This window comes from Spirosoma endbachense (genome assembly GCF_010233585.1).
In the GTDB taxonomy this organism is placed as follows: Bacteria; Bacteroidota; Bacteroidia; order Cytophagales; family Spirosomataceae; genus Spirosoma; species Spirosoma endbachense.
This window is the reverse complement of sequence record NZ_CP045997.1, coordinates 4,120,640-4,144,322: the sequence shown is the minus strand read 5'-3', so window position 1 is coordinate 4,144,322 and position 23,683 is coordinate 4,120,640. Positions and strand designations below refer to the sequence as shown.

Sequence of the window (23,683 nt, the reverse complement as noted above, 5' to 3'; positions counted from 1 at the left end):
GCTATGTTTGTCAGGACTCGATTATTGATCAGGTCTCTGATTTAGTGAAGGACTTTGCGGCCATGGTTCGAGCTCGTCAAGCAGAATTATTAAACGATTGGTTAGGCCGTTGCCAAACTTGTTAGGCCATGTTACTCCAGCAGTTTGTCCGCGCCACGGTGGCCTTCGGCTTCATCGGAACGCCGAAGGCCACCGTGGCGCGGACAAACCGAAGGGCAGGTAACCAGACTTAAACTGATCAAACGGCAGATGTACGGGCGAGCCAACCTCGACTTACTGCGTCAACGAGTACTTTATCGGTGGTGAACCACACAAAGTGCGTAAGAGCCAACAGTTTGGATGTAGCATACCCAAAACGCTCGATTGGTCAGAGCATATGCCGCTTGAGCATCTTCAGAAGCGTTAAGCTCTGCTGTTTGACATCGGCCATAAATAGCCTTTCTGAGGTTATGGCCGAATCGGGATTCTTTACCACCGATTTTATAAAAGCCTGCTCCGTGCTCGTACCTCTGGCTTGCTTACGCACCATGGCTATATATTCTTCCCGATCCATTGTACCCCGGTTGGCGGCCAGGATTGTCCGTTGTCCATCAACCCCCATTTCGTAGTTGGATAGTGTTACCCGGTATCGCCCTGGCTTGGCTTCAATGGTTACTGTGTGGTAAACAGTTATAGTCTCTGTTGTTGGTTGATCCAGGTAATAACTGGTTCGGGTTACCGGGAATTGGGTTTTTACAACGAGGATGCCCGATTTGGAATTATACTGCTGGATGGGATTCTTTGTGCTTGGGTAAGTTATGTCGACCCAGACTTTGGCTTTCCAAATGATTGCCTCCGTATTCATATCTGGTTCCAGAAAGACGACTTGCTGAAACTGAATATGCCCTGATGTACTATCGATCGGCATTTTTACCGGGCCAGGGTTCAACTGGCTATAGCCAGGAAAATAAATAGGTAGACAGAGTAAAATCAAGACTGTTTTCATGAGGTAGGCGAGACGGATCAGCCCGACAAATTACCAAAACGACTAGTAGAGAAAAGCTGAATTTAGTGAAAGGCCACAAAGTCTAGTGGCTGAATGTAGTCTTGTTCATAAGACCTCTTGCTGACAAACCTGGCATACGTTCAGGGCTGACAAAATGAATACCTGACGGGGCTAAACTTCTGAGCAAGAACTTATTCGAGCGATTGCACCCGGTTGCTGGAGTCTAAGCCTTTAGGGTAAAACTGCCTAAAAAGCAGGGGTATTGTTACGAACGTCCGGATTTTGATGAGATTGGGTGTTTTTTTTGTTTTTGCTCGCTTAATCACTACCTGGTCAATAGCTAAGGGAAGGAAGCTTGCCTAATTTCTCCAGCAACACTTCGCCAAAATGAGATTCAACAAGTATGTTAAGATTAAATAACCTTATACTTGTATTAGTACGAGAAAAGTTCCACCACATTGATCAAGTTTGATGCTATCTAATGGATTAGTGTTAATGAATGATCCTCTACCACTTATATAGCGTACTACTATGAATCAATCTTTTTGTTGTCTATTCGGGCAACACATTTGGTGCCTACTATTTGTCATCTTTTCCATTCTTTCAATTGTAGCTTCACTGTTGCACAGTCATAGTTATTTGTTGAAACTACTACTTTAATTTCTGACCCACCTGCTTTAAATTTTAGCTCAGCAGCTTGGGGCGATTATGACAATGATGGACGACTCGATTTGCTGCTCAGTGGCAAACTTTATCATAATCAAACTCTATCAAGCAATACGCCCCCTACAGCGTCCACCAATTTAACAAACACTTTCTCGTCAGATGGAAAGACGGTAACATTCTCCTGGAGCAAACCCACTGATAATCTAACGCTACAGGATGGCCTACAATACAATCTGTATGTACACATCTCTACGGGTGACCAAAATATAATAAGTTCGCTGGCAGATAAAAGTACTGGTTTTCGACGGGTAGTTCGTTTGGGTAATAGCCAGTCAACGAGCTATGGTTTGACTGGCTTACTCCCTAACCAGACTTACTATTGGGGTGTTCAGGCCATCGATGGCGGGTTTATGGGATCTCCTTTTTCTAATCAGCAACACTTTGTTACGCCTTGCACCAGCGCTCCTATGCTAGAGCCTAACGCACTAATTACGACCTAGCAGCCTATATCTGTAACAGCTTCAGGGTGCTCTGGAACCGTTAATTGGCTACCACAAGGAGGAGAAGGTTTGGCAACTGGCAATATATATAGCTTTTCCCACCCAGGCCAGGCAGCTATACGCTATCAGCTAGCTGTACCGTGGGCAATTGTACTGGAGATAGCTCAGTCGCATTAGCCCTGCAAATTCTGTCAGGCGACTTTGCCATTACTATCATTAACACTCTTAACTGCCAGGCACTGGATGAGGCAAAAAGTAATTATCTGGTTAGCTTTGCGCCCCAATATAATGGCCAGAGTAGCCAACCTATCTCCTTTTCAGTGGTCAATGAGTTGATTACTACGCTATCCCCACCTCCTTACGTACTGCATTTATAGATGTTAAGGAAACTTGGTTAATTTGATTCTACTAAAAATACTATGGTATGCCTCAAGTCGATGAACCCGCTCGGTTGCAAACCTTTATGAATAATCGGAGCCAATACAGCGACGATTTCAAAGCCCTCGCCCTTAAACTGATCCATCAAGGGCAATCCGTCGAACAAACTGCTCAACTGACAGGAGTCAGCCAACCCACTTTGTATGAATGGCTAGCCAACTGGACCGGGTCGCCGGAGCGATAAAAAAAAGAAGCTGGACTGACCAATCGCCAAGGACAGACAGGCGGAGCTAGGTGCCGACTGGATGTCAGCCAACAAGAGCACCTGCGCCACTTACTGAGCCAACAAGACTTCTGGACCTTGGCCCGCATCGCCCAACTTGTCCAGGATAGCTTCCACTTCAGCTACTCCCACCAAGGCCTTCGCCAACTCCTCAAACGCATGAACTTATACTACTACAAGCCCCAACCTCGGGATTACCGCCAAAGTCCGCTGGCTCAAGAGCAACTCCAACAACGGTTACGAGCTACGGTGGATGGGCTGACCTTGCGGGCTGAGTCGCTGAGCCAGTTGGCCTTTGGCTTTGCCGATGAATTTGCCCCGCAACTTCACCAGAATCGCGCTCGATTGTGGAGTTTATGGCCGGGTAAACATCGCTCGGTTAATACCAACCGGGTGAGTCAGTCCACGTTTGGCTTCTATGCCCTGCAAGGCCAAAGCATTGTTGAATTCATGGTCAATGGCAAAGCGGACACCATCAAAACCATGCTTCAATCGGTTCGTACCGTCAATCCGACCGCTCATCGGATTGTGCTCATTTGGGATAATGCCCGGTCTCATCTGGATCAGCAAGTCCAGCGTTTTGCCTGGCAGTTAGGTATTTATTTGGTGGCCTTGCCTCCCTATTCGCCTAATCTGAATCCCATTGAGCGTATCTGGAAATCTATTCGCTACCGCTTGTCACAAGTGGGCTTGATTGATTCGGTCACCAGTTTACAGGTACAAATCAAAGCCATTTTTGAGGAACTCAGCCAGAGTCATTCGTTTGCCAAGAGTTGGATTGAGCAGTTGCTGAATCCCCTTTATGAGTTAAGTCCTGTTCTGGCCTAAACCAAGTTTGTTTAAACTCTATATACAGTGATAACCCATCCATCGTTTCACAGGCACGACAAGGTGACAAATCTACTAGCTATACCTATAACTGTTTGGCTGCCTGTACTTCTACTGGTTCGTTTTTCATTAAGGAAGTAGAAATGGTAAGCTGTCTGAGTATCACAGCGAGTGAGCGCCAGTTAACGTTTTTACCTACCTATAGTGGCCAGACGAGTGCTTCAATCTCATTTTCAGTCGTTAATGTAATGCTTCCCACCACCACCGCTGGACCGTATAGTTTGCGTGTGTACACCGACAATCCCGGTATTACCCTGACTGCCCAACAGGGCAATTCTACGGCCAGCTATGTCTACAACTGGTTAGCGATGTGTAATAGCCCTGCCCGATTAGGTACGGGCGAAACAAGTACTGGTTTGCAGGTCAAGGTGCTGGGTAATCCCGTGGAGGGTAAGTCCGTAGAGGTAGAAATTCAGGGTGTAACAGGTCAGGCCGTACAATTGAATCTGGTGGACCTGAAGGGCAAAGTGCTGCATCAGCAACGGCTTGAGGAAGCGGGGTCATTGGAACGGGTGAGTGTGCCAGTTGGTACGGGCAAAGGGCTATTGCTCTTGCAGGTCAATACGGCTACCCAGCGGCAACAGGTGAAGCTACTTAAACCCTGATTAGTTAATCAATCGGGTGATCATACTCACTGAAGGCTACGTAGAAAATCTAGCCTCAAAAAGGCCGCGAGTTTCAGGTGTAGCCCAATGTGTTTATTAAGAAGCGAGCGCTGGATTTGGAGGATAAGAAAAATAGTTGCATAGTTTTTCTATCTAACGCCGTTAGACTAGTTTATCTATTATTTGCCTGTATTCTATGGGTAGTATCGATTAATGAAGAGCGTGTATGGCCACTCTGGTGAAAAAACATCCTAACGGATTGATCAGGGACTATTAGCCTCCTGTATCATACATTTATCCAATTGACAGCTGGGCTAACGGATGCTAGTTTTGACCCTGGCTACGGTTAATTCTAATCTGCCATACATATGCGCTTATGCTTTATGCTTTATTTTTTCACTGTTTCTGGTTTTCCCTTGCAGCTTATAGGCTCAGTCGAACTATGTGGTTACCACGCCTAACTCGGCTATCCCAGGTCATGCCAAGATTGAGGAATTAACGTTATACAGTATTCAACTGGAAAAGGCCAACAAACAACAGGCTGATGAGTTGCAGGTCGTTAAGCAAAAGCAAACCGAGCTAGAGCGACTTCTGAAACAGGTGCTAAAGCAGTCATAAACGCTTATTTTTTCTATGACAATACGCCACCCGCTTTCCACTTATTGAGGGAGTTCCACCTTGATTTGAAGAGAGCCCCAATTGCCCCGATTAGGTAGCGTCAGAGAATTGCTCAACTGTGAGTCTGGTGTAAACAAAAGCTGGGCCGATCCTACCGCCGAGATCGGTTTTAAGCCAAAATAAGGGGATACACTTGCATAGCGACCAACTGCTTCCAGACGAAGTTGTGGACCGTTCTTTAAGTTGGCTTTAAGGGTATAGCTGCCTACCGGCACATTCATCACCAGAAAGTTATAATTCAGTTGACTGGCTTTCTTGGTAATGATAAACGTCTTTTTCTCCCCATACAAACCCGCCCCATCCGGAACAAGAGTTACCTGAATTTCGGCATTGTCAGGAATATAGGTCGATGGATTATAGACTGAGGAGGGGTCCGCCACATTGTAGGTAATATAAAAGGATCCACCTGCATAATTGGTTGGATCGTTAGGTTTCTGACCTGCCAGGTCTTTATTCAAGACTCCATACGATAACAGAACGAAGTTTTTAACCAGCCCATCTTTGGAGGGAAAGCTTTCCAGTTTACCATCGGCAGAATACAGACTCATCGTAACCCGGCCCTGGCCGTAATCAATCGTATAGCCAGCCGCATAAAAATCGGCCGCTCCCCAGGGAACCGTCAGCTCATAGTAGCCCTTAGCGTCTGTCTGTGCGGAAACACCTGAATAATAGCCACCGGTAGCGGTTGATCGAACGCCAATTGTAGCTCCCTGAAGCGGTTTGCCACTTAGATCGGCGACATACCCCCGCACAAGGCCGGTCTTGGGTTGTAAAGCAGGAAAAATGGGCATTCTGGGAAGTGTATTCCCCATCACATTGACAAAATAATCCTGGGCCTCGAGGGTGAACCTGGCTTCGCCATTGACTACTGGAAGTTCAGGTTGCTGTCCCCATTGTGCCGGTTGTCCCGCATCCGTCGATATGGGCTTTTTACAGCCGAAGGCCACAAAAAAAATACTCATCAAAAGAAATTTAGTCTTCATCACCAAGCAGAGCTGTTAAGAAATGTGACTAAATCTATCAGCTCCCTGCTCAATAGGCTAAAGAGATGAAGCTCAATTGAGTGAAACGTGTGATGAACGAACGATTCGTGAGGATGAATTTTTCAACTCAATTGCCATACTTGAAGCAGTTCAACTATCCGTCAAACCTGGATCATCTTAGTAGGCTATATTTTTAGAAAAGGCCATACATCCACCACCCACATCCACCATGCGAAGTCGATAGAAACCCTTATTTTTATTGCCAGTACTGCCTGATTATTTTCCTGATCGTTTCGTTGACCTCCTCTTCGTCACCACTTGCATTTTTAAGTGCACGAAGACGTTCTTTAAGGGCTATGATTAGTGTTTTGTACTGAGGGTCATTGATCGCATTATGATCTTCTTTCGGATCTTTTTGTAAATCGTAAAACTCCTAGCCTGGGGCATATTTCATTTGATCCCGTTCGGTTTTCGTTCTTGATTGTCCATAAAATAGAGCCAGCTTATACCGATTTGTTCGTATCCCGAAATGAGCTGGCCTACTCGATTCATTTGCCCAATAGCGGTAATACATGTCTTTCCGCCAATCAGCCTGCGTTTTTCCGTGCAAATTCTTTCGAAAACTCCTGCCCTGCATGGAGGCTGGCTTATCAATCCCGGCATAATCTAAAAACAGAGGAGCAAAGTCGATATTGAGAATAATATCGTCAAGTCGCTTCCCGCTTTTTATTTCTTTAGGGTAACTGATGACAAAAGGGATTCGAAGCGAGGGTTCGTAAATAAATCGTTTGTCAAAAAAACCATGTTCTCCCAGAAAGTAGCCCTGGTCGTTCGTATAAATAATGATCGTGTTTTCCAGCTCTCCCGTTTTTTTGAGATAGTCAATCAACCGGCCAATGTTATCAACTATAGCGGCACCACATCGTAAAAAATCCTTGATAAACTTTTGGTAAATCTTCTTCCGGGCCGCCAAAGAATCTAGCCCCTTTAAAGTGAATTCCTTTCCGGGATACTGCTTGCCAACACTTTGTTCATAGCGTTCTCCAAGTAAATTTAGTGGCCAGCCATTATGTGTCCGGCCAGTTGTTGCCGCGCCCTTATCAGCAAAGTGTGAAGGGTAGGGGACTTCGGTGTTCTCGAGATAACTGGTATACCGCTCCGGGTAATCAAATGGCTCGTGGGTTGCTTTAAAGTGTGTAGAAAGATAGAAAGGTTTCGTCTTATCTCGACTCTTCAACCACTCAATGGATTGATCGGTGATTACATCGGTGGAATATCCTTTGTACACTTCCCCGCTGTTCTGGTCATCCTTCCAATTCGCTTTGGTCATCAAAATTGGATCCCGATAGCGTCCTTGTCCGGGTGTGTCCAGATAATAGTCGAATCCTGAAGGCTCTTTGCCCAGGTGCCATTTACCAACCAGGGCTTTCTGGTAACCGCCTGATTGCAAGAGCCTTCAAGATCGTAGACCCCGTTTTTATGACTGTATTGCCCGCTCAAAATCGACGCCCGGCTTGGAACACAAATCGAGTTGGTGCAAAACGCATTATTGAGCACGACACCGTTGACCTCCAGCCATTTAATATGGTCATTTTTAACGTAATCTTTTAAAATGTCACCATAAATCCCCTAAGCCTGGGAAGTGTGATCGTCAGCCATGATAAAGAGGATATTAGGCCTTTTCTTTGTTTGTGCAAAACATAGAAATGGAATGAAAGTCAGGAAAATAATGAGTCTGGCAATCATAATGATTGTTGATAGTGCCCAATCAATAAGGGTTATTTTTAATCGCATATGTTCAATTCCTACACCTTTATAGTTGTGATGTCCTTTTCCAGTTCCTGACTGGGTTGCTCCACAATTTTTCAAGCTTAGCTACCATTTCAGGGTATGTTAGAAACACATCGTATTGCTCACTGAGTAACCTATGGTTTAGGATGGAAGCAACTACCAGCCCGGATTTTGTTTAAGGTTAGGATTCAATGTTAGTTCATTTGTAGGAATAGATTCCAGATAATCCCGGCCTGCATTGAAATTATAGCCAGCGGGCAGATTGGTTTTAAATGGATCGACTAGTCCATCAGCATTGGTCGGTACAACTAGGTTTGCTGCATATTCGGACTGTAGAAAAGGAAAGCCGAGCGGACGTTTTCCGGTAAACAGGGCATGAGCTCGCCAACGTCGCCAATCGTCATAGCGAAAGCCTTCGCAGGCCAGTTCGACAGCACGCTCCCGGCGGATTTCATACAGTTCGTCAGTAAGACTGTACCCAAAATTGGCATATTTAGCCCGATTAGGGTCTGATTGAACCGTAAAGTCCGGCATTCCGGCACGCTTGCGTAATAAATTGAGCGAAACGCTGTAATCGACAACTTCACCCAGTTCACTTTTGGCTTCGGCATAGTTTAATAAGGCTTCTGCATATCTGAAAATTACAGCCCCTGTTTCGCACGCTGTGCTAAAACCCTGAGCTCCTCCAGCTGTTGGGTCTTTAGGATCAGCTCCTTTGTGCAACTGAAAGCCACTGCTGTTCGACAGATCTAAAAACGGCTTTGAGAATACCGATTTCCCGGCTGAGTTGTCCCACATGGTCTGGCCAGGCACCCATACAACCTGTTTGAGTCTGGGATCACAAGCGCTGCCGATTTCATCCAGAAAGGCCGACCCTTTCTTGACCTTGGCTAATCCCGCGTAATCGTAGAACTTACCGTCTTTTCCTAGGTAATTCTGAATAAGTTCATACGTAACGCTTATCGGATTGGTATAGGCAGTCACGGACTGCTGGAAATTGTGTGAAAGGGTATTCAGATTTTTATCAAATTTGGCCCAGAGTATAATCTCATTATTGCCAGACAGGTTCGTCGAAGAAAAAAGCCTGGAATAATCGTCGGCACTAGTTCCGGTAATCCCAACTTTATATTTGCCGGGTTTCATCAACTCGGCGGCTGCCTGTGCTGCCTGGGTGAAGTATTTTTTAGGATCGCCCCCGATGCTGCCAAATGCAGTTCCGGCATGATATTTCTGCCAGGAGCCTTCAAAGAGTGCCACTCTGGATTTGAACAACAAGGCCGCTTCTTTGCTCAGGCGGTTGTTTCCTCCACTGACCGAACTTAACGGGAACAGCTTATCGACAGCCTGATCCAGGTGCCATAGGATCGAGTCAACCACACCCGTTCTGGGTGTTCTGGGGTTATACAGCTCTTTTGAGTCAAGTTGTAAAGACGTACTATAGCTGGGTACGTCGCCATATTGCCGTACTTTTTCAAAATAGTACCATGCCTTAAAAAAATGCGCTTCTCCTACATATTGCCTGATATTTTCGGCTGGGGCATTAACCTTCGTATAATTTTCGAAAAAAATGTTGACCCCACGAATGTTATCCCAAGTCCAGTTTCCGCCCGAAAGAACAATGCTTTGAGTGCCGTTTAGGGCATTGACTGGTGTTTGCGTAATCTGATGATCCGAACCCTGAACGGCGTCCCTGCCGATGGTACCCAGAACGTTATTGGAGATACTTCTGTACGTTGGAAAACTTGGATAAAACTGATACATGTAGTTTTCAAGATCGCTCGGTGTTTTCCAATACTGATCATTAGAAATTTTATCCAGAGGTGGTTGATCCAATACTTCGCAGGAAACCACCATCGTACTTAAACAGATGAGTATAAAAAGTTTATTTCTCATAATTCCTGGATCGAAGGGAGTTAAAATTTAAGATTGATGCCCATTGTCAAAGCTTGTTGCGAAAAGTACGATTTACCGTTGCCTCTTACACCAACATTTGCCGTTTCGGGGTCAAAATGAGGGGGTAATTTGGTAAGGGTGATCAGGTTTTCGCCCGATAGATAGACATACACCTGCCGGAGTTTAATTTTTTCAAGAACGGATGCTGGCACTGTATAGCCCAGTTGAATGTTCTTCAATCGTGCATAGGCCCCGTTTTGCAGGTAGCGAGTCTGAATAAGCTGGTTTTTGTTATTCATATCCGCATTGAGGTAAGGGCGAGGGAAATAAGCGTCCATATTTTTTCCTAACCCTGCATACTTTGTAGCATCCGAATCCCGGTAATAATCCAGATGATCTGGGAAAATAGACCCTTGAACCGTGGTGGAGAATCCGTAAAGGAAATTGCCAGATAAATCGAGGTCGCGTTTGGCACTGCCTTGCCAGAACATCGAAAAATCAAATCCTTTCCATTTGGCGGCAAGTGTTAGTCCAAATTGATAGCGAGGGGTATTATTCCCAATTATTTTTCTATCGCCCGGATTATCGACGGTGTTATTCCCGTAGTTAATCACGCCATCGGCATTCAAGTCGCCGTATTGCATATCGCCTGTGTTCCAGACCTGACCTGAAATTGTCTTCTGCGTACCATTCCTGTTAATCAGATCGGCCTGTTCCTGCGTTCGAATAAGTCCTTCTGAAACGAGTCCCCAAATTTCGCCCTGTGTTTTTCCCGCATACGGATTCGTTAACAATTTAGTCGGGTTGTTGTATTTGGTAATTTTTGTCAGGTAATCGAACATCATACCCGTTATGGAGTAGCTAAAATCTTTGCCGATCCGGTCATTCCAGGTCAAGTTGAATTCCCATCCGTTGGTGGCTGTTTCCATGTTATTTGATTGGGGGATTGTCGCACCAAGGACCGCTGGTAAGGCTTGTGAAGGGCCTAACTGATCGGTTGTTTTCCGACGATATACTTCGGTGGTCAGTTGTAATCGGTTTCTGAGCAGCCCGATGTCGATGCCTAGATTGGAGGTCGTAACGGTTTCCCAGGTAATATCGGGGTTTATTAGATTGGGCGGAGTCGTATAACTTGGCCTGACTCCATTGATAATATACGCAAGGTTGCTACTGGTTCCAATGAGTGGAATATCCTGATAAGCAGCCGCCGTTAACTGGTTACCCAGTTGTCCCCATGATCCGCGTACTTTAAAGTTATTGATCGCATTGGCAATCGGCGACCAGAACCGCTCTTCCGACATATTCCAGCCAGCCGATAGCGACGGAAAGAAGCCCCACCGTTTGCCCTGAGCAAATTTGTAGGTACCGTCGTAGCGCGAGTTAAACTCGAACAGGTATCGTTCTTTAAAATTATAGGTAAGTCGGGAAAAGAATCCCTGTGTACCGTAGGGAGCAAGTGAATCGATGGCATCAACCGGCCCGGTTGATGTCCGTATCGAGGGAACTTCTGAAGATACCAGATTATTCCGTTTGGCATATAAATAGGCAGTTTTTGATTTCTCCTGCTGGTAGCCCCCCAAAACAGACACATGATGTTTATCCGCTATATCGAATTTATACGTCGTAAAGGCATTCAAGGTAGTATACAGATACAAATTCTGCGCTTTGGCAACGTAGGCAGGTGCGGTACTGCCCGACACAATTGGGGTCCCATTGACAGCATCTTCGTATACCGTAAAATTGTTCGATGTGAACTCACTGGCTGTTAGTTGGTATGTAAAATCAGCGTTTACCGTCCAGTTTTTGAGGGGAGTCAGTTCGAGAGCAAAACGTTGAACAAAATCGTTGATCCGTGTAGTCTCATTACCGGCGTTATTCGTCCAGGGAATCTTCGACTGGATCGAATAGACACCATTGGGCGATTTCATGTACTGAGAAGGAAAGGTTCGGGCAACCTGATGAAATAACAAATCGTAATTGCCCTGGTTGTCATAAGCCGGAACCTGGCGTGCCGTAGTATAATACCGACTATTGGAAGAGAGCTTTAGCCAGTTTGTCAGGTTAGCCTCGAATTTGGCAATGGTATTATAGCGCTTGTAATTGTCGGTTGCCACCTGAAGAACCCCCCCATCATACTGCCGACCAGCGGATAAGTAAAAGTTAAACGTCTTCGAACCACCGCTCAGTGCAATATTTTGCTGGTTACGATTTCCCTTGCCATAGTACACATTGAACCAATCATAATTGGCATTACTTTCATACAGGTTTGCCCAAAGTGCGGCATTGGCTGCACTCGGGACCGTTTCCGGCGTGTTTATTGGGTCTTTCTGATAGGCCAGAATCCGTTCAATCGTTGCATTAGTATAGATGGCAGGTACTTTCGTATTGGCAGCGGCTTCATTTAAAGCCAGTGCTGTCGTATAGGAGTCGGCCAAATGCGGCATACGATAGGGGGTAATACTGGTTGTACTGGCCGAAAATTCAATGTTTATTTTATTGCTGTTACTCCCCGATTTGGTTGTGATTAGGACTACGCCGTAAGGGGCACGGGCGCCATAAATGGCGGAAGCCGCTGCATCTTTTAATACAGAAATCGACTCAACATCATTTGGATTCAGCCCATTAAGTGAACCTACTACATTGTCGATCAGCACAAGTGGAGCGCCTTGTCCACGGATCTGAATGCCCAAAGCGGCTCCGGGTTCGAATCCATACGAGCCCGCGGAAAAATTAACACCCGATGTTTTACCCTGCATTGTCTGCGACAGAGTAGTGGTCGGTCTGTTGATCAACGCGTCGCCCTTAATGACATCAATGGCTCCCGTTTGATTGATCTTTTTCTGCGTACCATACCCAACGACCAGCACTTCAGTCAGGTTTTTATTATCCTCGGCCAGGAAAACCTCAATATCGTCGCGATTCCCAACGGGGACTTCCTGCGTCCCATAGCCCACAAATGAAAAAACTAGGACACTGTTATCGTTGTCGATGTTGATGCTAAATTTTCCATTTTTATCCGTTGTCGTACCCGACCGTGTTCCTTTTAGCAACACATTGACTCCCGATAAACCCGATTTTTTTTCGTCCATAACGGTGCCATTCACTAGTCTTCCTGTTGTTTTTAAGGAAGGGTCAGGTTCTGAGAGGCTGGATGATTTCGTATTTTTTCGGTCACTTTTCAACATGATCCGATTCCCTACCACACCATAGCTAATCGACAATGGTTTTAAGAGGTCATTCAGGACCGATTCGAGCTTCGTATTCGTTACTTTCAGGCTTACCGTCTGATTGACATCAATGTTACTGGTGCTGTATACGAAATGGATTTTCGCCTGATCTTCAATTAGCGACAGAATGCTTTTTAGGCTTGAGCTCTCAACCTCAAGTGAGATCGGTTTAGTCAGGATTTCCTGACCCGACACGTGATGGGCCATTGCCAATCCACTGCATAACAACCAGCATATTATCTGCTGTAACGATGTTTTCATGATTTTCCAAAATAAAGTTGGAAAAGATAACTTTTTGATCATAAGCTGGCTGACTTTCAGGTTTAGACGGAAAAGAAGTACGATTGGACAAAATTCAGATTGTTGTTGAGGCAACAAGGGGCCTGCCCGGCCACGATATGCATGGTCGACTTAAATAGTAGTAAGAAACGTAGGGCTTTAGATGGGTTCGCTATTGGGTAGAGCACCCATCCCCGGAGATAAATATGGTGGTGCCTCTGACTTCGAGCTGAGCATTAATTGCTCCACAAATAAGTTCAAGTTGATCGTACATGGGTAAGCCAGTTAAATTTCCGGTGAATACACACTGTTTTAAATTTGGATTAGCTACGACAATCTCAACCCCATATGCCTTTGATAGTAAGGGCAGTATCGTCTCGATCGTTTTTTCATTAAATGTTAGAACAGGTAGTAGGGTGGCGGCATTGATTAGCTCGGGATTGTCAATCAGATTGGGTGTAATCGTTTTACTTTGAGCGTCGTACAATGCTTTTTGATTCGATGTTATTATAACACCATTCAATTTTTTAGCATCTTTTCGATTGATTGTATAAACAGACACTTTCCCCGTTTTTACAATCACTTCAACTGTCTTTCCTGCCAATTGGGGTTTAATATAAAAACTGGTACCAAGGACCTCCGTTACCAGCTCGCCCACATGCACCAGAAACGGAAGCTGAGTGTTATGTTTGACATCAAAGAAGGCTTCTCCAGTCAAATAAACCGTACGGGTTTGTTTGCCATAACTCACATCCGTTGTAATACTGGCATTTTTGCCCAGAACAACAATACTGCCATCGGGTAGTACAGTGGTCTGTCTGGAATCCGCTACATTTTTGGTTTCAATACCACGTTTGGAATCAGTTGATTGATTTTGAAACAGATAAGGGAAAGCGAAAAAGAATAGCATTAAACTGGCAGCGATGCCTACTGCCCAAAGGTTTCTGGAACGTGTGAGCCAGTTTAATTTCCTTATGGGTACGGTATTCGACTGAATCCGGTCCCAAAGTTTACGTTCAGTTTGCTGGATGTCGGTCTCATTCTTAAATGCCAGCGTAAGATTGTCAGCAGTACAGTGCAAATCTGCCCATTCCTGCAAAAGAGAAATCTCATCTGGAGAGCAGTTTCCGGCTAAATAGCTTTCGGCAATTTTATCAAATTCTTGTTGAGTCATGGACCTTTTATTAATTATCGGAATTAAAATTCTGAAGTTGTTGACGTAAGATTTTTAGGGACTTTGTAATATGATATTCAACCGCCTTATCGGTCAGTTCCATTTTTAACGCGATGTACTTAACGGGCATATTGTCCATTTTGCTCATCCTAAAGATAGTCGCTGTCTTCTCTGGCATTTTTTTTACAGCGTTCTCAATTGCCTGATGTAACTCGGTGATATTTGAGAATTCATTAGGGCCAACCGTTTCAAAAACATCGTTTAAATACTTGTATTCAAGATATTTACGGAGGTTGATCCGGGACTTGATAGATTTGTTGACAAGATTTCGAGCCCCAATGAATAAATAGAGTTTCAGGTTCTGAATCTGGGACAGGGCTCGATTTTGCCATAGGCTTAGCATCAGATCATGTATGATTTCCTCGCAATCCTCTTTTGAGCCTAGTTGTTGAAACACAAATCCATAGAGCTGTCTCCAATACCGTTGATAGATTAATTCAAAGGCTGTTGGATCATCCTGCTGCAACAAATCGACCAGCGACTCATCAGATAGATTTTGATACTTCATCTACAAGATTTTCTTCATTTTGTGTAAGGTTCACTTAACCTAGCCAATCCCTAAAGAATTTTTTTATTTTTTTTGCGGTCACTGAAGGACGAAAGATGGTCCAGGCAGATTGTTCGAAATGGCTGATTTAAAGATAACTTGATAAAAGCCTGTATAATCGTATTGAAATGGTCAATTTGGGTCAAATGCATTCCATTCCCGCCCAGTGAATCATGGTCTCATTAGTAAAAAATAGGTTAAGTCTATGTGTATAGTGGCCCCTGAATTTGAACCACCACCTTAAGTTACCGGTATGATTCTAACCTGGTTAATCGCTCAGGCGGCCAACCAGTGATGCGCAATGATCGAACAAATTCATACTGAGCCAGCTATGGCGTACAAACGCTCAAGCAGCGTACTTGCCAGGAAGTCAATACCGAACGTACAAGATATACGTTGGCTTGTTTTCATATATATAAAATTCCTGCGATCCTACTCAAAGGTGAAAGAAGTAAATTCAAACCGTTTTGCATATCCGAGCAAAAGCCTCACCCGGTTGGCTTTACTGACCTTGAGAAATTTATGCCTATATTCTTTAAAAAGCTGCGTTTGATAGGAAACTCCTGCAAGGCAGACCATAATAAAAGCACCGCAGGGCATACGGTGCTTTCCAGGGATGATGCATAAATAGCTATTCGGTACGTAGACTCTTGACCGGATTCAGCAAGGCGGCCTTTATACTCTGGAAACTGACGGTTAGTAAGGCAATGCCCATCGCCAGCAGGCCTGCCAGTCCGAACATCCACCATTCGATATCGATTTTGTAGGCGAAGTCGTTCAACCAACGGCGCATGGTATACCACCCGATTGGGGTAGCAATAACCATCGCAATCACAACAAGTTTGAGAAAATCTTTCGACACCAGAGCGGTGATACTCATCACGGACGCACCAAGAACCTTGCGGACACCGATTTCTTTGGTCCGTTGATTGATCACGAAAAAAGATAAGCCAAAAAGACCTAAACAGGCCACGAAAATCAGCAAACCGGAAAATAACAAAAGGGCTTCGCCTAAAAGTTGGTCGTTATTGTATTGTTGATTAAACCGTTCATCAACAAACGCGTAGCCAAATATATCTTGCGGAAAGAAGGACTTGTAAACTGACTTAATAGCAGCCAGGGTGGCTTCAAGGTTTTGTGTTTCCACTTTCACCGAAATCGGAAAAGAAGTGCTATAGGTGGGTATTAGAATCAGCGGATCAACCGCGCTTCGTAGCCCTTTTTGATGAAAATTATCAACTACCCCCACAATGTCCCAATTTCGCCCAAACAGCTTTAGCTGTTTCCCAATCGCATCGTCAGGTTTGGAATAGCCCAGTTGTTTGATCGCTTTCTGGTTTAAAATTACGTTATGAAGCAAATCGAACTTGTAATTGTAATCCGTGAAAACAAAATTTCTTCCGGCCAGTAGTTTTACCTGGTAGACCGATAAAAACTCTCGACTCACGCCAAAATGCCGCATTGTCAGTTTGGTATTTTTATCGCCCCCTACGTTTTGTACATCAAATGTCCGGGCCATATCGCCCCCGATTTCCCGGTCGGTATAAGCAACCTCCATCACCCCACCGATTTGTTTGAGGCTTTGCTTGAAGGTTTCGGCCCGGATTACCCGCGACGAATCGTTGGACGCCAGGGAAGGAGCCGTAACCGAAAGAATTTGGCTGAAATGAATGCCCAGGTCTTTTTCACTCATGAATTTCAGTTGGCGAAACATCACGATCGAGGCAAACAGCAAGAAAATAGTGGCCGTAAACTGAAAGACGACCAAAGACTTTCGCACAGTAATCCCTTTGGTAGTAGTCATAAATTTTCCTTTCAGCACCGCCAGCGGCTGAAAGGAGGACAAAATAAAAGCTGGGTAATAACCCGACAGCACTACGCCCAATCCGAACGCAAGTAGTAAATAGAACGGAAAATAGGGAATTGTCAGACTTTGATTGAACAGGTTAGCCAGCGATAAGGGCAGGTTAGTCAGCCTGTTAAAACCCGTTTGACTGACAGCCAAAAACAGCAGGGTGAGGATCAGAGCAATCAAATTGAGGCCAAACGATTCAATCAGAAACTGCCTGATAAGTTGGCCACGTTGTGAACCTGCCACTTTGCGTATACCTACTTCTTTGGCTCGTTCTACGGCTTTGGCAGTAGACAAATTGACGTAATTAATCCAGGCAATTACTATCATGAAAACGGCGATGGCAAACAAGCCCCAAACCATTTGTCCGTTAGCAACCTTACCGATTTCATACTCAAAGTCTGAATATAGATGCACTTCGCTGAGGGGTTGCAGATAAAACTTTTCATCGCTGCCGGATACGGCGTTGCCTTGGAAATGCCGTTTACTAAACGCGTCGAGTTTGGCTTGAACGGCTCGATAGTCAATGTTGGGTTTGAGTTGTATATAATGCCAGAAATCGGAATCGGTGAAATTATAGTCAGCTTCTTTGTAATTGAAATTCCCACCGCTGTAAAGGCTCGAATAGGACATCAGAAAATCGAAATCTAAGTGCGAATTTTCAGGAATATCCGAACAGACACCGGTAAGCTTATAGGGATTGGGCGAATTATCAATTTTGACAGTTTTTCCTAAAATGGATTGGTAATCATTGTTTTTTATACCAAACATCCTTTTTGCCAGCCGTTCTGTAAGTACGATTGTATTGGGGGCTACCAATACACTTTTTTTATCGCCTGCCAATAATGGAAACGAAAACATGGAGAGGAACGAGTTATCAACGGCGATTTTGCTGGCTTTGTGTTTCGTATTATTGACATCAAGTACCATATCTCCCCACTTGACCACCCTGGAGTGGGTTAACACCTCATCCGGAAAATCATCTTTCATTGCTTTTCCAACGCCCGAATAAGTAATGGTGCCATGCTGAATAAGCTTGCCCTGTTGATAGCGGTCGTTTACGACCCGATAAATATGGTTAGCGTTCGTATGAAACGTATCGAAACTAAGCTGGAAACTCACCACCTCAAGAATGAGAAGGCAGGTAGTCATTCCAATGGCAAGTCCGAAAATATTAATCAGGCTAAATACGCGGTTCTTGGCGAGATTCCGCCAGGCGATTTTTAGATAATTACGAATCATGATCGGATGGAGTGATGAGAATTGAGGATACTTGGGTAGATTGTTGGTGCGGTAGTGCGGTTTTGCAAAGAAGGGGTTCAGGTAATGCAGGACGGCCCAGCCATACTCACGCCGAGCTTGCGCAATACCCACCTGAGCGACACGCTTATGAAAAATCTCCTGCAAGTCACCCTGCACATCTTCCAGCAGATAAGGCGAAACGAACCGTTCCAGGAGTCGATCAGCCCAGCGGGGTGGCTGCCGGGCCGACGTTCTGCGATCTGGTGGTCCAGTCTGTTCTTGGTTAGTAGCCATCGGTTGCGTCAGGAGTTGGGTTATTGACCAATCAATTGAAGTTTGCCATCCGGAATAGCCTGCCAGAGTTGTTGACGCATGGCCTGAATCTCCAGTAGGGCTTTACTGCCCAAAGCAGTCAGGGCAAAGTACCGCTTTCGCCTGCCACCCCGTTCGGCGGTGGCACCACCCAGCTGCGAGGATAAATAGCCCTTTTCTTCGAGTCGGTACAGCGTGGCGTGTACGGCACTAATGGTAATGCTGCGGCCGGTCTGCTGCTGAAGTTGCTCCCAGATAACGACTCCATAGGCATCGTCAGCACAGGCGGCTAAAACCAGCAGGACTACTTCTTCAAACTCCCCCAGAAAAGTTCTTTTCATTGGTTAAGTTAACGAGAACACTTAGTTATAATAAAGCAAAACAAATCCAGTGCCAATCCAGATGATAGGTCGATTGGGCTAAGTGAGACCATATTTATTGGAATTAAACGGACTATGTCTGTCCAGAAACGGACAGGGAGCGTACTATTGTGGACAGCAAAAGCGAAAGAGGTAGAGGGCGTGGTACCCCTTAATAACCGTATATAGTTGAACCGGAGACTGGTTTGAGTGGGGTAAAAACACGCTGTATGTAGTGGAGGTCAGCCAGCTGGCAGCGAGTTCGGGTGATTAGGTTTGCACACAAAGGCTACCAAATAAATGGCGATTTTTTGTTACCTCTGGCCGGACAATGGAATTAACCTATCGAGATGCAACTCACTGGAGTTCCCATCTGCAATTCTTTATTCCAAAATCAATCGACTAAAATCGTGAACACTAAAATTGTGTATAAACTTTTACCATTCTTCCTGTTAATGATTATTTGGGGTTGTTCAAAAAATGATGATGCCTCGACCATAGGGCCTACATCGACTGAATTAGCAACTGCGGCAAAAGGGGTATATCAGATAAGTTCGGTTACAGTGTCTGGTAATACAACCACGGTAACACCCAGCAGTACGAACACGATAGAAATCATTCCGATGGATACAAATCTTGTCTATATAGGTGTAAACGAAGGGAAGAATGTCATTGCGATGAGCAGCGTAAAGCTTACCGGAACAGAAAAGGCAATTAATTTTCAGGAAACATTCACTGCTGGAAGCACCAGTGGCAACATTACCAATGGCACCATAACGATTCGTGTTGCTACAGGGACGGTTACGGGTAATGCCCGATCTGCGAGTTACGAAGCATCAAAATAGGATTTGTTAGCATGAATTTTCTGCTGTATGATTGCTGTGGACAGTGGAGTTTTCAAGCCATGAAGGGGGATTGTAGCCGCTGATTTGGATTTGAACGGGTTCGGTTAAACCCGGTGTCTGGCCTTCCACTTTTCGTACTTTCCCCTTAATAGGTGGACGGCGTTCCGGCCACTTCGCTGCTGGCCAAAAAACTCCAGAAATAAAGTCGGCCGGCCCCGCTTATCCGTGGGTTTAGCCATACGAATGAACGCACAGCTAGCTCGTTGCTCGCCACACCGCCGATCACCACCTGCCGTAGAACCGGCCTCTAATGCGAGCATCAGAATTTCCTCGATCGGCAGGTTTTCGTTCTGACCTTTCACCACTGCCTGCATCACAGCGGCTAATACGTCCTGGCTAGCCAGCGTGTTTCCCTGGATGGAAACTCCCTTCATGGTAAGCGCTCCCGTATACGAATTCGTTGCTGATCCTGTATAGGTGCTGGGTTGCGCTAGGTGGTTTAGCGTAACAACCGCGTATTGTTGCTCTTCAGGGGTAAAAACTGGACTCCTTAGCGCCTGGATGATAGCTTGGGGCGTGTGTCCCGCCTGTATCATTTCGACGCCTTTTCGTCGGGCGTCAGCATTGCTCATTGCCTGAACAATGATTGCTCCCTGGCCCGGTATTAGTTGACCAATGCCGCTGCAATTGTAGGTGCAGGAAGCACCCGCCATCCCAATTGCTCCTGTTTTCGGATCAATGATAATAATCGACCAGGTGGCCCATGACCAGTTGGGCACGAGAAAAAGAACAACACAGGCGATGAGGAATCTCATTCAGGCTTTTTATGTAATTTTCTTACAGATGCCAGTTAGGAACTATAGGTTGCATTGACCGTTTTGTTGATGAAATCACCGCTCTGGCTGGCTGTACATTGATTCTGTTCTGTCGGTTCGGGCAAAACGTAGGGGCTTAGTCAAAAAGCCCTGTATTGTACTGCTCGCGCATGTGCCTTTCCACCACATCCCAGATTAAGCGTGTCACCTGTTCTGTCGTTAACCCATACTGCTTTGCCAACGCTTTGTTTAACGAATTACAAAGAAGCGAGATGGCACGAAGTTGCGGTTCACCAATCATAGGAATCGATCGGTTTACTACCTCTTCATAGGTCAGAAACGAAAAGTGGGTCTGAGGCTCGGGAGTGAGTTCTTCCTGATTGGTCAGCCAGGTACTTTTTCGGGTATAATTCAGCTTGGAGAGGCTGGCAAATTCGCTTCGATAGCCAGCACAGGCATAGACCTCTTCGACTAACTGTTGGTGTAAAGTGCCTATACTCGCCACAACTTCAGGGTTTGACAAGTCCCAAAACATCCAGTTGGCTGGATTTTGCTTTTCAGCTTCCAATTGCCGTTGATAGACTTTCTTAAAGAGTTGTAATAGTAACCGATATGACCGGTCAAGCTCAGCGTGTGCCAGACTTATTGGTAAACTTCGCTGTAGCCGATGGCCCTTGAAGACTAAATAGGAAAGAGCGGGAGCTGGTAAGCGGCTAGTTGCCAGGGCCTGCTCCAGGTCGGTATCGTCAGGCTTTGATTGCTGTACTAGGTCAAATAGCTCCACGACTCGTTGGATTTTTTTGAGCTCATCGAGTTGGTTAAATTGATCCAGCAGATCACCATCCGCACGATGCCCTTGCCCGAATTGGTAGAGGGTTATTTCTTCCGCTAAGCTCATGCCAGATAGGGTTAGGTGAACTCGCCAGGTCAATACAGGTCTTCTAGTGAAAGCCTAGTATTGAGTGAACTTACTCTTATTCAGCTTACAGGTTGGTTCTAGTAACCCTATTGGTCATAAACTCACCAGAACCCGTATCGTGAGGACAATAGGTCATCCCATTGACCGGATACGATTCGGTCTGGGCCAGCAAGTCAAATGTCGAACCCGAAACGGCGACTTGATAGGATCGTTTTGTGACGGGAAGCGGTATCCATTCGTTGAAAAGAGAACTAAAATAGTAGAATAGAGCCTTCAACTGATTTTATCAACAGTTCATCATTTACCCAAATCCCAGTTATGCGCACAGTTGCATCCTATGTGTTCATGAGTTTACTGGTATTCATCTTACCCATCGCTTGTATTGATCCAGAGGAAACGACCTTGTCTTCGACAAAGACAATTCTCCTGGTTGAGGGTACGCTGACCAACCTGGCGGAGCCCCAGATTATTAAGCTTAGTCAGGCACAGGCGGATCGACTAACCGGGCAATTCACGACAGTGCCCGTTACGAAAGCATCTGTGGACATCATGGTCGATTCTTCGCAGCTCATTACCTGTCATGAGACTCTGGATGGCAGCTATCAACTGCCTGGCGATTTCAGAGGGCAGGTGGGCCATGCCTATCAACTTCGCTTTACCCTCCCCGACGGAACCCGCTATGTATCCAGCCAGCAGGTAATGCCATTCGTCGCACCGATTGACAGAATAACCGCCCGCTTTAATCCTGCCAGCTTATCCCTGCAACAACTAAACGGCTATACGGCTGCTCATGACATATTTATTGACAGCCAGGACCCTGGCAGCGAGCGCAATTATTACCGTTGGGAATGGAAACTCTGGGAGCGTCAGTACTGGTGCCATAGCTGTCGGCAGGGTGTTTACTCAAAATACAAGGTGCTGCCTAATGTTTACAGAGCTCGTGATTACTTTGTAACAGGCACAGAACTGTATGAAGATTGTTTTAGTCCCCCGGCGGGTAAGGCAGGGGAAGAAGCGCCTGAAGTTCCAAAGGAGAACTGGATTTATGATTATGGATGCCAGACGCCGTGTTGGCAACTGATTTATGGGTATGATATTTTGGTATTTGACGATCAGTTCACCAATGGCAGACCTATCATCCAGCAACGCGTGGCTCAGATTCCCTATTATGATAACGGCCCTGGTCTGGTCGATGTACGCCAGTTATCCCTGACCGCTGATGCTTACCGGTATTATAAGCTCTTTCAGGAGCAGACCCAGCATACAGGTGGCTTGGCCGATACGCCACCTTCGGCTTTAGGGGGTAACGTGTATCAGGCAGATCAACCACAAAGTCGGGCAGTGGGCTACTTTTCGGCGTCAGCCATTTCGCTGGTTCACTATTGGCTGGATCGTAAAGATACGAAAGGTGTATCCTATGGTGCGACTGGGCCAGTGGATACGACGCGGGCCAATGGCTCCTACGGATCAGTCAGTGATGGTTTGTTCTATGCACTCAACGCCCGTCAGCCTACTTTAGAACCTTCTCCACCGTATCTGGGCGAGCGACAAAAAGCCAAGGTTCGCTTATGGCCAAACGCCGACCGGCCTCCCCTGGCACCCTGCCTGCAAAGTGACCGACAAACACCGTTCAAGCCAGAAGGGTGGAAGGACTAAAACCTGTCCTCTACTTAGCGTGGTTGTTATATGGACTAATTCGATCCGGTCAATATCAGTCGAAAGTGAAAGGTAGACTTTACATTTGCAATAGCTACCGCACGTAGATAACAGAAAAGTAGCCAATACCCGTATTCCTGATTTTAACTGGCAATACTTGTACTGCTTATAGTAGGATAGGTACAATCCGCGATGAATTGGAACGATGATTCGTAAGTCAAAGCGGTTGGTCTGATCAACCCAAAGAAATGCGGGTGACTCCCTAAAAACTAGTGCCCCAAAACATCAGTGAAAGCAGAAGTATGCCACTGCTCAGCATTAAACAGGAGGTTAATAAATTGCCAAACCGGGCTGGATGATCTAATTTATCGGAACTGAGCATGCTTTTGAAGAGAAAAGCGCCGACTAAAGCATCTACGATTCCGACACAGATAATAATGATTGTCATAGCAGAAAGCAGAAATAACAGGTAGTAAATATAATGTAATTCTCGGTTGATCTACTTGTTGAAATTCACTGGGGCAAAAACGTACCCACTCGGCTGTAGAGGGTAGTACCATCTTTTAGGATGATATAAGCCCGGAAATAATGGATTCCTTTTTCCGCAACGGTTAAGCTTATCCATGTGGGTAATACGAAGTTACCAACATTTTGGTATGTATAGCTGTGTGTATCCCATCGTACATAACAATTTTGCGTCCAGACTGACACTGGATTATTAAGATCTTGCCCAATTGGTACTGGCT

Annotated in this window: 18 protein-coding genes; 7 read left to right on the top strand and 11 right to left on the bottom strand. The window is 45.5% G+C overall.

From position 1 onward, the window contains the following. Positions 1-367: 367 nt before the first annotated feature. Positions 368-985, bottom strand: coding sequence for a DUF4468 domain-containing protein (locus GJR95_RS16720; protein WP_162386952.1), 618 nt, complete (start codon positions 983-985; stop codon positions 368-370). A gap of 731 nt (positions 986-1,716) precedes the next feature. On the opposite strand from GJR95_RS16720, the gene GJR95_RS42810 reads away from it, so the two are divergent. From GJR95_RS42810 to GJR95_RS16700, 5 genes are all read left to right on the top strand, one after another. Next, positions 1,717-2,151, top strand: coding sequence for a fibronectin type III domain-containing protein (locus GJR95_RS42810; protein WP_394369995.1), 435 nt, complete (start codon positions 1,717-1,719; stop codon positions 2,149-2,151). A gap of 424 nt (positions 2,152-2,575) precedes the next feature. Continuing rightward, on the top strand, positions 2,576-2,773 hold the full coding sequence (locus GJR95_RS16715; RefSeq protein ID WP_162386951.1) for a helix-turn-helix domain-containing protein: 198 nt from the start codon (positions 2,576-2,578) through the stop codon (positions 2,771-2,773). Positions 2,774-2,788: 15 nt separating this feature from the next. Continuing rightward, positions 2,789-3,640 (top strand): IS630 family transposase, encoded by an 852-nt coding sequence (locus GJR95_RS16710; protein ID WP_162391739.1) that lies wholly within the window; start codon positions 2,789-2,791, stop codon positions 3,638-3,640. 95 nt (positions 3,641-3,735) lie between these two features. Next, the gene (locus GJR95_RS16705) at positions 3,736-4,305 is read left to right on the top strand and encodes a hypothetical protein (protein ID WP_162386950.1); all 570 of its coding nucleotides are present in this window, start codon (positions 3,736-3,738) and stop codon (positions 4,303-4,305) included. Positions 4,306-4,749: 444 nt separating this feature from the next. Beyond that, positions 4,750-4,923 carry a hypothetical protein gene (locus GJR95_RS16700; protein ID WP_162383928.1) on the top strand — a complete coding sequence of 58 codons (174 nt, stop codon included), beginning with the start codon at positions 4,750-4,752 and terminating at the stop codon, positions 4,921-4,923. 41 nt (positions 4,924-4,964) lie between these two features. On the opposite strand, the gene GJR95_RS16695 is transcribed toward GJR95_RS16700, so the two are convergent. The 8 genes from GJR95_RS16695 to GJR95_RS16660 form a co-directional block, all read right to left on the bottom strand. Beyond that, on the bottom strand, positions 4,965-5,966 hold the full coding sequence (locus GJR95_RS16695; RefSeq protein ID WP_162386949.1) for a carboxypeptidase-like regulatory domain-containing protein: 1,002 nt from the start codon (positions 5,964-5,966) through the stop codon (positions 4,965-4,967). 433 nt (positions 5,967-6,399) lie between these two features. After that, the gene (locus tag GJR95_RS41845; RefSeq protein ID WP_394369994.1) at positions 6,400-7,416 is read right to left on the bottom strand and encodes a sulfatase/phosphatase domain-containing protein; all 1,017 of its coding nucleotides are present in this window, start codon (positions 7,414-7,416) and stop codon (positions 6,400-6,402) included. Between the two features lie 497 nt (positions 7,417-7,913). After that, positions 7,914-9,650 carry a RagB/SusD family nutrient uptake outer membrane protein gene (locus tag GJR95_RS16685; protein WP_162386948.1) on the bottom strand — a complete coding sequence of 579 codons (1,737 nt, stop codon included), beginning with the start codon at positions 9,648-9,650 and terminating at the stop codon, positions 7,914-7,916. Positions 9,651-9,670: 20 nt separating this feature from the next. Then, on the bottom strand, positions 9,671-13,138 hold the full coding sequence (locus GJR95_RS16680) for a TonB-dependent receptor (RefSeq protein ID WP_162386947.1): 3,468 nt from the start codon (positions 13,136-13,138) through the stop codon (positions 9,671-9,673). A 190-nt stretch (positions 13,139-13,328) separates the two neighbouring features. After that, positions 13,329-14,330, bottom strand: coding sequence for a FecR family protein (locus GJR95_RS16675; protein WP_162386946.1), 1,002 nt, complete (start codon positions 14,328-14,330; stop codon positions 13,329-13,331). A 10-nt stretch (positions 14,331-14,340) separates the two neighbouring features. Further along, entirely contained in the window at positions 14,341-14,898 is a 558-nt protein-coding gene (locus GJR95_RS16670) for an RNA polymerase sigma factor (protein WP_162386945.1), read from the bottom strand. 670 nt (positions 14,899-15,568) lie between these two features. After that, positions 15,569-18,325 (bottom strand): ABC transporter permease, encoded by a 2,757-nt coding sequence (locus GJR95_RS16665; RefSeq protein WP_198424847.1) that lies wholly within the window; start codon positions 18,323-18,325, stop codon positions 15,569-15,571. A 20-nt stretch (positions 18,326-18,345) separates the two neighbouring features. Further along, entirely contained in the window at positions 18,346-18,684 is a 339-nt protein-coding gene (locus tag GJR95_RS16660) for a PadR family transcriptional regulator (RefSeq protein WP_162386944.1), read from the bottom strand. 428 nt (positions 18,685-19,112) lie between these two features. Here GJR95_RS16660 and GJR95_RS16655 point away from each other — a divergent pair, with 428 nt between their 5' ends. Further along, entirely contained in the window at positions 19,113-19,547 is a 435-nt protein-coding gene (locus GJR95_RS16655; RefSeq protein WP_162386943.1) for a hypothetical protein, read from the top strand. Positions 19,548-19,651: 104 nt separating this feature from the next. Here the strand turns inward: GJR95_RS16655 and GJR95_RS16650 are convergent, their stop codons facing one another. Together GJR95_RS16650 and GJR95_RS16645 are read right to left on the bottom strand one after the other, a co-directional pair. Continuing rightward, complete coding sequence (locus GJR95_RS16650; RefSeq protein ID WP_162386942.1) at positions 19,652-20,362, bottom strand: DUF1028 domain-containing protein; 711 nt, start codon at positions 20,360-20,362, stop codon at positions 19,652-19,654. A gap of 136 nt (positions 20,363-20,498) precedes the next feature. Further along, positions 20,499-21,260 carry a DUF5958 family protein gene (locus GJR95_RS16645; protein WP_162386941.1) on the bottom strand — a complete coding sequence of 254 codons (762 nt, stop codon included), beginning with the start codon at positions 21,258-21,260 and terminating at the stop codon, positions 20,499-20,501. A gap of 339 nt (positions 21,261-21,599) precedes the next feature. On the opposite strand from GJR95_RS16645, the gene GJR95_RS16635 reads away from it, so the two are divergent. After that, positions 21,600-22,937 carry a DUF4249 domain-containing protein gene (locus GJR95_RS16635; protein WP_162386939.1) on the top strand — a complete coding sequence of 446 codons (1,338 nt, stop codon included), beginning with the start codon at positions 21,600-21,602 and terminating at the stop codon, positions 22,935-22,937. Positions 22,938-23,683 lie beyond the last annotated feature (746 nt).

Bases quoted from the DNA above. Each gene is read 5' to 3' on its own strand.
- GJR95_RS16670 (WP_162386945.1), bottom strand. From the start codon at position 14,898: ATGAAGTATCAAAATCTATCTGATGAGTCGCTGGTCGATTTGTTGCAG.
- GJR95_RS16715 (WP_162386951.1), top strand. From the start codon at position 2,576: ATGCCTCAAGTCGATGAACCCGCTCGGTTGCAAACCTTTATGAATAAT.
- GJR95_RS16675 (WP_162386946.1), bottom strand. From the start codon at position 14,330: ATGACTCAACAAGAATTTGATAAAATTGCCGAAAGCTATTTAGCCGGA.
- GJR95_RS16650 (WP_162386942.1), bottom strand. From the start codon at position 20,362: ATGAGATTCCTCATCGCCTGTGTTGTTCTTTTTCTCGTGCCCAACTGG.
- GJR95_RS16635 (WP_162386939.1), top strand. From the start codon at position 21,600: ATGCGCACAGTTGCATCCTATGTGTTCATGAGTTTACTGGTATTCATC.
- GJR95_RS16665 (WP_198424847.1), bottom strand. From the start codon at position 18,325: ATGGCTACTAACCAAGAACAGACTGGACCACCAGATCGCAGAACGTCG.
- GJR95_RS16685 (WP_162386948.1), bottom strand. From the start codon at position 9,650: ATGAGAAATAAACTTTTTATACTCATCTGTTTAAGTACGATGGTGGTT.
- GJR95_RS16660 (WP_162386944.1), bottom strand. From the start codon at position 18,684: ATGAAAAGAACTTTTCTGGGGGAGTTTGAAGAAGTAGTCCTGCTGGTT.
- GJR95_RS16645 (WP_162386941.1), bottom strand. From the start codon at position 21,260: ATGAGCTTAGCGGAAGAAATAACCCTCTACCAATTCGGGCAAGGGCAT.
- GJR95_RS16695 (WP_162386949.1), bottom strand. From the start codon at position 5,966: ATGAAGACTAAATTTCTTTTGATGAGTATTTTTTTTGTGGCCTTCGGC.
- GJR95_RS16720 (WP_162386952.1), bottom strand. From the start codon at position 985: ATGAAAACAGTCTTGATTTTACTCTGTCTACCTATTTATTTTCCTGGC.
- GJR95_RS16680 (WP_162386947.1), bottom strand. From the start codon at position 13,138: ATGAAAACATCGTTACAGCAGATAATATGCTGGTTGTTATGCAGTGGA.